We start from the raw sequence: 12,033 nt of genomic DNA, 5'->3' as shown, positions 1-12,033 counted from the left end.
GCACGGCGCAGGTCGACTTTAGAACGACCGCCGCGACGGGGCGGCGATCAGCAAAGGTCGGAGGTCAGGCGAGGGGTGGGCCGCGCGGCTGGAACGCGACGCCGGACGCGGCGCGATCAACGAACTGCTCGCGCGCATCGAGCAGCCGGAAGTCTGTTGCAGGCGGCGGCGGCAGCGCGGGTGGCGATGCGGCCAGCACGGTGCCGGCCATCGAGAGGACGGCGCAGATGTCGCAATGGTCGGCGGGATGCTGGTCGGATGCAGGAAGCTGGTCGGCCGGAAGGTGAAGCGACTCGATGGCCGAGCCGGCTGGCGCCTGCGCTCGCGCCGGGTGGACATGGCCGAACGACAGCACGAGCTGGATCGCCAGCGCGAGCAGCGCCAGTCGCGATCCATTCCTGATGTGTGTCCGAAACCACTTCATGCCGTCAGGCGCCTTGCCTCGGGCATGGATACTCTCCATATCGCCCCGATGTTACATTGTAACATCGCAGGCGATGGAAGCCGATGTCAATGACGGACCGGGGCTCTCAATGAAGGGGGCTCTTACTGTGGGATTACGGCAACGCTCGCCGCCGCCTTCCGTTGCCCGGCCCCTGCAGAGGTGACCATACAGGTATCCCGCGCTATGCGACTGGGCGCCGCGCAATGGCTGTGGCGTGTGCGCTGGCGACGACGCGAGCGGTCATTTTCTGAAATTGTCGCGCTGCCGGTGACAGCCCGCGGCCGGTCTGCTGGATCCAGGATAACTGGCGCATGATCGCCGGTCGCACCAGCGGGAAGGCGATCAGTCCCGGATACTGTTCCGTAGGCATCATATAGGACGGCAAGATCGCGTAGCCGATGCCCTTCGCTGTCATCGACAGTGCGGTGTTGATAAGGGACACCTCGTGGGTCGGAACAAGTGTTTTGCCGTCGCGCGCCAGCCGGCGGTCGATCTGGGCGCGGATCAAGGTGTCGTGCCGCATCGCGATGGTCGGCAACGTGGCGAGTTCGTCCCAAGACAGCGTTTGCATCGATGCGATCGGACAGCCCGGCCAGCCAATGGCGCTCAGGCGCCCTTTGACCAGGGGCGTCAGTGTGACATCGGGCACTGGCCCATCGACGCTGCCGATCGCGAACTCGGCGTCCGACGCGAGAAGCGTGCCGACAAGCTGGTCGGCTGCGACATCGCGCATGATGACGTCAACGCCGGGATACGCCGTGCGAAAATCGGCCAGCACCGCAGGCATAAGTGCCGAGGCTGCGCCGGCCGATGCGACGAACACTACCGTGCCGGTTCGAGCTTCCGACAAACTGCGCATCTGGCGCGAGAGGCCGAGGGTGTCGCCGAGGATGCGTTCTGCGGCCTGTATGGCCTCACGCCCGGCTGCCGTCGGCGTGCAAGACCTTGTCGTGCGATCGAACAGCCGGACGCCCAAATGCAATTCAAGCTGGCGGAGCAGCAAGCTGATTGCCGCTTGGGTGACGTGCAGTTGTTCGGCTGCGCGCGTCATGGAATTGGCGCGGCTTACTGCGACCAGGGCTTCTAGCTGGCGAAGCGTAATGTTCATCAGGTAGACTTATCAAGTATACCTGAGAAAGAGAATTCTCTTATCAAGATTTCTTGTTAGCCTCGAGGCAATGCGCGCAGACGCAGTCGGGGAAGGTAACGATGCAGAATTATGAGACGTCCGTCGTCGTCGTCGGCGCAGGTCCGGTCGGACTCACCGCGGCGCTGGACCTCGCGTCCCGAGGGATCGATGTCATTGTGATCGAGACCCGGCACGCCGGTGAGCCGCCCAACGTCAAATGCAATCACGTTTCGGCCCGGTCGATGGAGGTCTTTCGCCGACTCGGCATCGTCACCAAGCTCCGCGATGCCGGCCTGCCGGCCGACTTCCCAAACGATTGTTCGTATCGCACTACCGCAACCGGCATCGAACTCGCCCGCATCGTCATTCCGTCGCGTGCGACACGCTATACTGCGACCGATGGTCCTGACACGTGGTGGCCGACCCCCGAACCCCCGCACCGCATCAACCAGATCTATCTGGAGCCCATCCTGTTCGCGAGTGCTGTTGCCAATCCCAAGATTACGATCCTGCCTCGCACCGAGATGGTGCATTTCGATCAGGATCTCTCGGGTGTCTCGGTCGACGCTCGCGAACTCGATGGGGACCGCGCTTTCACCATCCGCTGCCGCTTCCTCATTGGGTGCGACGGAGGGAGGTCGTTGACGCGCAAGCTGATCGGCGCAGCTTTCGTCGGAACCCCGATTATCCAGCGCGTCCAATCGACGCTCATCGATGCCCCCGATCTCAAGACCTTGATGCAGCCGCATACGCCGGCCTGGATGGTGCTGTCGCTCAACCCGCGCCGGACCGGCACAGTCGTTGCCATCGACGGGCATGACCGGTGGCTGATTCACAACCATCTGAAACCGGACGAGCCCGAATTCGATACTGTTGATCGTGACTGGGCGATCCGCACGATCCTCGGTGTTGGCCCTGACTTTGTTTACCGGGTCGTCAGCAAGGAGGATTGGGTGGGTCGCCGTCTCGTTGCCGATCGCTTCCGCGACCGTCGCGCGTTCATCTGCGGCGATGCCGCGCATCTTTGGATGCCATACGCCGGCTATGGGATGAATGCCGGGATCGCAGATGCGGTTTCGCTGTGCTGGATGCTGGCTGCGCATCTCAACGGCTGGGCGGACGTCGGCCTTCTCGATGCCTATGAGGCCGAACGTCAGCCGATCACCGAACAGGTGTCGCGGTTTGCCATGGAGCACGCGATTGCCAGCATCGGCCAGCGCGCCGCGGTGCCTGCGTCGATCGAGGAAGACTCAGAGGCTGGCGCGGAGGCCCGCGCGACGGTCGGTCGGGCTGCCTACGAGCTCAATGTCAAACAGTACTGCTGCGCGGGACTGAACTTCGGCTATTTCTACGACCGGTCGCCGGCGATCGCGTATGACGGTGAGACGGCTCCATCCTATACGATGGGTGATTTCACACCATCGACCGTGCCGGGCGCCAGGATGCCGCATATCTGGCTGAAGGACGGCCGCTCCGTCTTCGACGCGATGGGCCCCGGTTACACACTGTTGCGTTACGACCCGGCTTGCGACGTGACGGATTTGCTTGAGGCCGCTGTCCGCAACAGCGTTTCCCTGACGCTGATTGAACTGTCGCCTGACGAGGCCGGCCCGGAGCGGCCTGTCGAAGGTCTCTTGCTGGTGCGACCCGACTACCATATTGCGTGGCGCGGCCATCATGCGCCGTCGGATCCTGAAGCGTTGGTCCATCGCCTCACCGGCAGAGCCGTGCCGTCGCATCCACAACCTGCAGGCAATCGCGCTGCGGCACATGCTCTTTCGGGAGAACGCGCATGAGTGCCATTATCCTCACCCGCAGAACGCTGCTGGCAGGGGCGGCAACCTCGATCGTGGTTGGTGCGACAACGGCATGGACCTATCCCGATCAACTGATCAAGATCATCGTCACTTTCCCGCCCGGCGGCAGCGCCGACATGTTCATTCGTGCGCTCGAACCGGTGGTCGCCGCCGACCTCAAGCAGGGCTTCGTCATCGAGAATCGCGGCGGAGCGGGTGGCAATATCGGTATGCAGGCCGTGATGCAGGCCAAGCCCGATGGCTACACCCTCGGCGTGGGACCGGCAGGCGCGCTGAGCATCAACCCTCATCTCAATCCTTCGACGCCGTTCGATCCGATCAAGGATCTGGCGCCGATTACGTTGCTCGCCGACATCCCCTTTGTGCTGGTGGCAAACGCTGACGCTCCATTTGCCACGCTGAAAGAAGCGCTGGCAGCGGCCGCCGCAAAGCCCGGACAATTGTCGATCGGATATGGCGGCAACGGCACGGTGATGCACATGACGGCAGCGCTGCTCCTGCAATCCGCGCGGATCAAGCTCACGCTGGTTCCTTATCGGGGCACAGGTCCGGTGGTCACCGACGTGCTGGCCGGTCATATCTCGCTCGCTGTTCTCGATATTCCCAGTTCGCTGGAATTGATCCGTGCCGGTCGGCTGAAACCGCTAGGCGTCACCAGCGCCAAGCGCGTCCCGTTTCTGCGCGAAGTGCCGACACTCGACGAGCAAGGCGTGACCGGGTTCGAATCGACCGGTTGGTTTGGACTCGTCGCTCCCGCCGCCACGCCAGCCGACATCGTGGCGCGTTTGAACGGTGCTTTTGTCAAGGCGCTCGGAGATCAGGACGTGATCGAAAAGCTGCGAACGATCGGGGCCCAACCGGCGCCGTCGACGACTGAAGCCTTCGCCGCCTACATCCGCTCGGAAAGCGCAAAGTGGGGGCGCCTTACACGGGATATGAACCTCACCGCGCAATAGCAGCGCCAACTGCCTCTGCTTTACCGGCTCTCGCGCAGCCATGTCGCCGCGAACGCGCCGAGCAGCAACAGCAGCCCGATCAGCCCGGCGAATACCGGCAGCACGCCGACGCCGCGGACCACGCTGGCATCGCGCATGTGGACGCCCATCCAGCCGTCGCCGCGGAAGATGGTCGAGGCGCGGATCGGCACGATGCGCGGCAGCTCGACGCCCGACCCCTCGTGGATACGACGGGAATCGCCACCGGTGGCCTGCGCCAGCGGGCGCAGCGTCTCGGTGGTCGAGGTGACTTCCGAAAACTCCTTCGGATTGATCGGGCCGACATTGATCAGCGCCTTCAGCGTGCCGTCGGTGGCGGCCCACAGGCCGAGTTCGTCGGCCGGCGTGGTAGCGCGCCACAGGCCGGGCTCGCCGGCGGAAAGCGCCAGCTCGCGGGTCTTGCCGGACGGCGAGGTGACGGTGACCGGCGCCACGCTGTCGCCCATGGTCTGGCGGTTGACGACCAGATCCTTGCCGGCGCTCGACAGCTTGAGCGCCTCCTCGTCGAGGTCGGGCTGCTTCATCAGCCAGTGCGACATCCGTCGCAAGAGATCCAGATGCGGGCCGCCGCCCTCATAGCCGCGCGCCCACAGCCAGATGTGGTCCGACAGCAAGAGCGCCACGCGGCCCTCGCCGGAGCGCGACAGCAGCAGCAGCGGCTTGCCGTCGGCGCCGGTCATCACCGGCGGCGTGGTGGTGTTGCGGGTATCGACGGTGCGGAAGAAGCGCGACCATTTCGGCGGCTCGGAGGCGCCGCCTTCCAGCCCGCGCGTCACCGGGTGGCGTTTGCCGACGTCGCTGAGATGCGCATAGAATGGCTTCTCGGTGACGCCCACCGGCTCGGCCGGCAGCACCGAATCCAGCGGCGTGCGCCAGATTGACGTGTTCGATGCATAGTCCGGCCCGGCCGAGACCAGCACCGCGCCGCCATTGCGGACATAGCGCGCGATATTGTCGAAATAGGCGATCGGCAGCACGCCCTGGCGGGCGTAGCGGTCGAAGATGATCAACTGGAATTCGTTGATCTTCTGCTGGAACAGTTCGCGGGTCGGAAACGCGATCAGCGACAATTCGTTGATCGGCGTGCCGTCCTGCTTTTCCGGCGGCCGCAGGATGGTGAAGTGCACGAGGTCGATCGAGGCGTCGGACTTCAAGAGATTGCGCCAGGTGCGCTCGCCGGAATGCGGCTCGCCGGACACCAGCAGCACGCGGAGCTTGTCGCGCACGCCGTCGATCGCCACCACCGCGCGGTTGTTGACCAGCGTCAGTTCGTTCTCCAGCGGCGAGGCCTCGATCTCGACGATGTTCGAGCCTGCGTGCTTGATGTTGATGTCGATGCTGACGGTCTGGCCGCTGAACACGGTGCGTTCGTTGATCGTATCGCCGTCGCGGCGCACCACGACGCGCGCGCTCTGCCCGGTGACGCCCTGGTCGTCGAGTCGGTAGGTGACGGTCTGGCTTTGGCCCACGATGCCGAAGCGGGGGGCTGCCACGATGGCAATGCGGCGGTCGCGCTCGTTGCTGCGGCCGGTGATCAGCGCATGCACCGGCGCGGTGAAGCCGAGCGCGGCGGCATTGGCGGGAATGTCATGGACGCGGCCGTCGGTGATCAGGAAGGCGCCGGCGACGCGGTCGGTCGGCACGTCGGAGAGGGCGGAGGACAATGCGCCGAACAGCCGGGTGCCGTCGGTCTCGCCATCGGCCTGGCCGGCCTCGACGACGCGGACCTCGAGGCCCTTGACCTGCTTCAGCCGGTCGACGAGCTGCTTCTGCGCCTCGTCGGTCTCCTTGTTGCGCTCGCCGAAGTTCTGGCTCGGGCTTTTGTCGATCACTACGGCCGCGACGGAGGACAAAGGCTCGCGTTCCTCGCGCGTGAACGACGGATTGGCCAGCGCCAGCAGGATCAGTACGAGCGCCGCCAGCCGCATAAACGCGCCGCGCGCGCGGCCGACCAGCAGCAGCACCGCGATGACGACGATCGCGGCAAGGCCGATCCACAGTACCAGCGTGGGGACGAGCGGCGTGAAGACGATGCCGTATTGCATTTTACTGTCCCAGCCGTTCGATCAGCGCGGGGGCGTGGACCTGGTCCGCCTTGTAGTTGCCGGTCAGCGTGTACATCACGATGTTGACGCCGGCGCGGAAGGCGAATTCGCGCTGGCGCGGTTCGCCGGGCACCATCGGCAGCATCGGCTGGCCGTCGGGGCGCAGCGCCCAGGCGCCGGCCAGATCGTTGGAGGTGATGATGATCGGCGACACGCCGTCGCCGCCGCGCGCAGGACGCGACGCCGCGTCGTCGCCGTCGTCGCGCGGCAGCGTCTCGACCCAGGTCGGTCCCGAATTGAAGCGGCCGGGGAAGTCGCGTAGCAGAAAGAACGTCTTGGTCAAGACGTGCTCGCGCGGCACCGGCTCCAGCTCCGGCACGTCGAGCGACGACAGGATGTTGCGCAGGGTCAGCATGCCCGGCGTCTGCGACTCGCCGTTCGGTCCGGGCGGCGCCTCGACGGCGTCGCGGGTGTCGAACAACACCGTGCCGCCCTGTTTCATATAGGCGTCGATCCGGTTGAGCGCGTCCTGCGACGGCTTCGCCGCGCCGGGGATCACCGGCCAGTAGATCAGCGGGAAGAAGGCGAGTTCGTCGCGCGCGGGATCGATGCCGACCGGCTCGCCGGCCTCCAGCGCGGTGCGCTGGGCCAGAAACAGCGTCAGCCCGGTCAGGCCCGCCTTGACGATCGAATCGACGTCGGCATTCCCGGTCACCACATAGGCCAGCCGCGTCTGCGATATTGCCTTGATGGCGAAGTCGTCGGACGCCGCATCGGCATGCGCGGATGTGTACGAACCCGTCACCGCCGACAGCGCCAGCATGATCGCGAGGGCTGCCGGCACGGTTCGCCGGCGCAGCAGCGCGGCAAAGCCGCCGCCGAGCAGTGCGACGATGATGGCATCGATCAGGAACAGCAGCAGCGCGGTCGACAACAGGATGCCGCGAAGGTCGCGCGGCTCGGCCGATGTGTAGCTCGCACGTCGCGCCTTCAGCGCGGAGGTGTCGAGCTGCGCGATGCGGTCGGCGGCGGCCAGCGCGTTGACGGCGAGCGGGCCGTCGGCGGGACCGTAGAAGCCGGGCGGATGGTCGATACTGGCGCGGTCGCGGAAATCGGCCGGCAGCGGCTTGGCGGTCGAGGGCGGCGGGCCGAAGGCGCCGAAGCCGTCGAGCGTGCGCAGCGGCGCCACGCTGGCGCTGCCGGTTTGGCCTTCAACGCCGGCGCCCGGCGTCGATGTATAGCCGGACAGATCGACGACGCGGCGGAGCATCTCGACGAAGGTGCCGGACAGCGGCAGATCGGACCAGCGCATGTCGGCGCTGACATGGAACAGCGATACCATGCCCTTGCCGCGGCGCTCGCCGGTGACCAGCGGCGTGCCGTCCACCAGCGAGGCCCAGGTCTTGTTGGCGAGTGCCGCGTCGGGCTCGGCCAGCACCTGGCGGTTGACGGTGATGTCCTTCGGCACGGCGAGGCCGGCGAACGGGCCGTCGGCGGTGAAGGAGGCGAGAAGCTGCGGCTTCTCCCAGGTCAGGCTGCCGCCGAGCTGGCGGCCGCCGCGGCGCAGTTTGACCGGCACGAGATCGTCATCGGCTTGCGCGAGGCGCGGGCCGGCAAAGCGCACCAGCACGCCGCCCAGGTCGATCCACGCATTGAGGCGCTCGCGGATTTCCGGCGACAGCGTTCCGACATCGGCCATGACGATCATCGGCAGCTTCTGGTCGAGGAATTGGGCAATCGCCTGCTGCGGCGCGCCGCGGTCGCCGAGCCGGACGTCGGCGAACGGCGCCAGCGCGCGGGTCAGGTAGAATGTCGAGGCCAGCAATGGCTGCGCGGTATCGGAGGTGGCACCCGAGACAATGCCGATGGAGCGGCGGCGCCAGCGCTTGTCGAGCAGTTGCACGGCGCCGGCCGAACGCTCGCCGGCGATCTCCAACCTTGCGATGTCGTTGCGCAATTCCACCGGCAGTTCGAACGAGGCTTCGGTCTCGCGTTCGTTCAGCGCGAAGGAGAATGCAGCTTCGCCGACCGGCGAGCCCTTCTGGTCCAGCCCGCGCACCACGCCGGCATCCAGCCCGCCGCCCTGCGCGCGCAGCACTTTGACGGTCATTTTGGCGGCGGCGTTTTCGGCCGCGACCAGCGCATGCGCCGGCACGGCGCCGTTGTCATAGATCGTCAGCACGCGCTCGCCGATCGTCTTGCCCAGCGCCTGGGTGAACTCGACGCCGCGTCCGGTATCGACGCCGTCGGACAGCCACACCAGCTCGCTGTCGCCGGTGGCTTTCAGGAAACGGTCCAGCGACGGCAGCGTCTCGATGCGCTCGATCGCGTAGGGCTTCGGCGAAAGCTGCCGCAGCGCCACGCGCGCGGTGCCGGACGGCAGCAGCGTGATGTCGCGGGCAGGCTCCGACAGAGGTACCAGCGCCACGCCGCGACGATCCGAATCCGCATTGGCGATCAACTCGTCGGCGGCCTTGATGCGGGCGTCCCAGCTCGACGCCGCCGACCAGCCGTCGTCCAGCAGGATCACCAGCGGCGCCTTCGAGGCGGTGGCGCCGGTCTGGGGATTCCAGATCGGGCCGGCGGCGGCGAAAATGATCAGCGCGGCGGCGAGCAGGCGCAGCAGCGTCAGCCACCATGGCGAGCGCGACGGCGTCTCTTCCTTAGGCGCGATCTCGAACAGCAGCCGGGTCGGCGGAAAGGCGATGCGCTGCGGGCGCGGCGGCATCACCCGCAGCATCCACCACAGCACCGGCAGGCTGACGAGGCCGAGCAGCAGCAGCGGTTGGGCGAAGGCGAGGGGGAACGCTGCCATCATGCCGACCGTCCCGCCTTGACCATAATGCCGCCGCCGGCTGCTTTATTAACGGCCATGCCGCTGTGCAGGAACAGCAGCAGCTCGGCGGCCGAGCGCGTCGTGGTGTGAGTCGAGAACAGCCAGCCGAGCTTCCCGGTCTCATTGCGGATTTCGTCGCGGTGCGCGGCGACTCGCGCGACGTAGTCCGTCGCCCACTTCTCGGCACGGCCGGCGGTGATCACATTGCCGCTTTCCGGCTCGGTGAATTCGACGCGGCCGGAATAGGGGAATGTCTCTTCCGCGGGATCGACGATCTGCACCAAGGTGCCATGCGCGCCATTCGATGACAGGCCGGCGAGCATGGTCTTGATGTCATCGATGGGCGACCAGAAATCGCCGAGCACGACGACCTCGGCCAGCGCCGCCGGCACGAAATTCGGCGGCAGGCTGTCGCGGGTCAGCGTATCGTGCAGCATCGACTGCGCCATCTTGTCGACGACGTTGCGGCTGGAGGTCGGGTTCATCAGGCCGGGCACGCCGACGCGTTCGCCGCCGGCGACCAAGAGTTCGGCCAGCGCGAAGGTGACGATCAGCGCCCGCTCCAGCTTGGAGTTCAGCGCGCCCCGGGAGGCGAACGCCATCGACAGCGAACGGTCGGGCCACAGCCAGATCGTGTGCGCGGCCTCCCATTCCTGCTCGCGGACATAGAGATGATCGTCGCGCGCCGAGCGGCGCCAGTCGACGTTCTGCGACGGCTCGCCGGAGACGAAGCGGCGATATTGCCAAAAGCTCTCGCCGTGCCCGGCGCGGCGGCGGCCGTGCAGGCCGTGGATCACGGTGGCGGAGATGCGCCGGGCCTCCAGCACGAGACGCGGCAGCGATGCTGCGAGCGAACGGCTTTCACCATCGGCGCGGCGGACTGCGAGGATCTCCTGCGTGGCGTGGTCCGGCGCAGCCGCCATCAACCGATCCGCGACTTCAACTGGCGGATCACGTCGAGGATGGTGCGACCTTCGGCGCGGGCCGAGAAGGTCAGCGCCATGCGGTGCTTGAGGATCGGTTCGGCGAGGTCGAGCACGTCGTCGATCGAGGGCGCCAGACGGCCGTCGAGCAGCGCCTTGGCGCGCACCGCCAGCATCAAGGATTGCGAGGCGCGCGGGCCGGGGCCCCAGGCAATCAGCTTGGAGGCATCGCCGGCATCCGGGCCGGGACGCGCCGAGCGTACCAGGGTCAGGATCGCCTCGACCACGCTGTCGCCGACCGGCAGCCGGCGCACCAGCCGCTGCGCGGTGACCAGCACGTCGGAGGTGATCGCGGCCTTGGCGATCGTCTCGTCGGCGCCGGTGGTCTCGAACAGGATGCGGCGCTCGGCGTCGCGGTCGGGATAGTCGACGTCGATTTCCATCAGGAAGCGGTCGAGCTGGGCTTCCGGCAGCGGGTAGGTGCCTTCCTGCTCCAGCGGATTTTGCGTCGCCAGCACATGGAACGGCTTCGGCAGATCATGCCGCGCGCCGGCCACCGTGATGTGCTGCTCCTGCATCGCCTGCAGCAGCGCAGATTGCGTGCGCGGCGAGGCGCGGTTGATCTCGTCGGCCATCAGCAACTGCGCGAAGACCGGGCCGGCGATAAAGCGGAACGACCTTTTGCCGGCGACGCTCTCGTCCAGCACCTCGGCGCCGAGAATGTCGGAGGGCATCAGGTCGGGGGTGAACTGGATGCGCTTGGCGTCGAGGCCGAGCGTGGTGCCCAGCGTCTCCACCAGCTTGGTCTTGGCGAGGCCGGGGACGCCGATCAGCAGCGCGTGTCCACCAGACAGGATCGTCACCAGCGTGTTCTCGACGACCTTGTCCTGGCCGAAGATGACCGTGGAGATCGCCTGCTTGGCGGTCAGCATCTGGCCGGCGACCGTTTCCGCCGAGCGGACGATCACGTCTTCGAGTTTTTCGACACTGTCTGCGGCCATCGTCGTTCCCTTGTGATCGTCTGTCGGCGTCGTCTTGCCGCAACCCCCATGCTAGTCCCTAGCGAAGGTCATGGTTTTGCTGAATGAAACTATCCCCACATTATCCGCAGGCAGCTATGAACTGCATCACGTTGTGGCGAGTTGGTAGCGGTAAAACACGACATTTGGCCTGCACCAATCATGCCAGATCGATGCGATAACCTCAGGGATAACCATGGCGAAGCAAGGGCAGATGGCGCAAGGGAAGCAAGCGAAGATCGCCGCCGGCCTCGAGGGCCTGACCACGGCGGCCACCCAGGCTACCGGCGGTAAAGTCCGCGGCCTGCCGCCGGTGCATCTGTGGAATCCGCCATTCTTCGGCGATCTCGACATGCGGATCGCCTCCGACGGCACCTGGTATTATCTGGGCTCGCCGATCGGCCGGGTGGCGCTGGTGCGGCTGTTTTCGACCATCCTCAAGCGCGAGGACGGCAAGCACTTTCTCGTGACCCCGGTGGAGAAGGTCGGCATTACCGTCGATGACGCGCCGTTCCTGGCGGTCGAGATGGAAAAGCAGGCGGACGAGAGCGGGCCGCGGCTGCGGTTTCGCACCAATGTCGACGACTGGGTCGATTGTGACGCCGACCACCGGCTGCGCTTCGAAACCGCCGCCGATGGCGGGCTGATGCCCTATCTGCATGTCCGCGCCGACCTCTGGGCCAAGGTGACCCGGGCGCTCTATTACGATCTGGTTGACATCGGCGAGGAGCGGGTGGTCGATGGCAAGCCGATGTTCGGCATCGCTTCCGCCGGCGCATTCTTCGCCATGGCGGATGCGGAGCAGATGAGGGAAGCGCCTTGAA

General features: G+C 66.3%; 9 protein-coding genes. 3 read left to right on the top strand and 6 right to left on the bottom strand.

Annotated elements, in window-relative coordinates; all coding sequences use genetic code 11:
- Positions 1–64 precede the first annotated feature (64 nt).
- Positions 65–424, bottom strand: coding sequence for a hypothetical protein (locus FNL56_RS24760; RefSeq protein ID WP_143575488.1), 360 nt, complete (start codon positions 422–424; stop codon positions 65–67).
- A 202-nt stretch (positions 425–626) separates the two neighbouring features.
- A complete protein-coding gene (locus FNL56_RS24755) occupies positions 627–1,553 on the bottom strand; it encodes a LysR family transcriptional regulator (protein ID WP_143575487.1) in 927 nt (308 codons plus the stop codon).
- A gap of 101 nt (positions 1,554–1,654) precedes the next feature.
- Between FNL56_RS24755 and FNL56_RS24750 the strand changes: the two genes are divergently transcribed.
- Positions 1,655–3,370, top strand: coding sequence for an FAD-dependent oxidoreductase (locus tag FNL56_RS24750; protein WP_143575486.1), 1,716 nt, complete (start codon positions 1,655–1,657; stop codon positions 3,368–3,370).
- Between the two features lie 137 nt (positions 3,371–3,507).
- Positions 3,508–4,347, top strand: a complete 840-nt coding sequence (locus tag FNL56_RS24745; RefSeq protein WP_246661605.1) for a Bug family tripartite tricarboxylate transporter substrate binding protein — start codon at positions 3,508–3,510, stop codon at positions 4,345–4,347.
- A gap of 20 nt (positions 4,348–4,367) precedes the next feature.
- Here the strand turns inward: FNL56_RS24745 and FNL56_RS24740 are convergent, their stop codons facing one another.
- The 4 genes from FNL56_RS24740 to FNL56_RS24725 are packed head-to-tail and all read right to left on the bottom strand — an operon-like array spanning position 4,368 to position 11,191.
- Positions 4,368–6,431: a hypothetical protein gene (locus tag FNL56_RS24740; RefSeq protein ID WP_143575484.1), complete on the bottom strand. Its 2,064-nt coding sequence runs from the start codon at positions 6,429–6,431 to the stop codon at positions 4,368–4,370.
- A 1-nt stretch (position 6,432) separates the two neighbouring features.
- Positions 6,433–9,246, bottom strand: a complete 2,814-nt coding sequence (locus FNL56_RS24735; protein WP_143582578.1) for a DUF4159 domain-containing protein — start codon at positions 9,244–9,246, stop codon at positions 6,433–6,435.
- The gene (locus FNL56_RS24730; protein ID WP_210245435.1) at positions 9,246–10,190 is read right to left on the bottom strand and encodes a DUF58 domain-containing protein; all 945 of its coding nucleotides are present in this window, start codon (positions 10,188–10,190) and stop codon (positions 9,246–9,248) included. Before FNL56_RS24730 ends, FNL56_RS24735 begins: the two co-directional genes overlap by 1 nt.
- On the bottom strand, positions 10,190–11,191 hold the full coding sequence (locus FNL56_RS24725; protein ID WP_143582426.1) for an AAA family ATPase: 1,002 nt from the start codon (positions 11,189–11,191) through the stop codon (positions 10,190–10,192). Before FNL56_RS24725 ends, FNL56_RS24730 begins: the two co-directional genes overlap by 1 nt.
- A gap of 214 nt (positions 11,192–11,405) precedes the next feature.
- On the opposite strand from FNL56_RS24725, the gene FNL56_RS24720 reads away from it, so the two are divergent.
- Positions 11,406–12,032 carry a DUF1285 domain-containing protein gene (locus tag FNL56_RS24720; protein WP_143578360.1) on the top strand — a complete coding sequence of 209 codons (627 nt, stop codon included), beginning with the start codon at positions 11,406–11,408 and terminating at the stop codon, positions 12,030–12,032.
- The last annotated feature ends 1 nt before the right edge of the window (position 12,033 follow it).

The organism is Tardiphaga sp. vice304 (genome assembly GCF_007018905.1).
In the GTDB taxonomy this organism is placed as follows: Bacteria; Pseudomonadota; Alphaproteobacteria; order Rhizobiales; family Xanthobacteraceae; genus Tardiphaga.
This window is presented reverse-complemented; position numbering and strand designations above follow the sequence as displayed.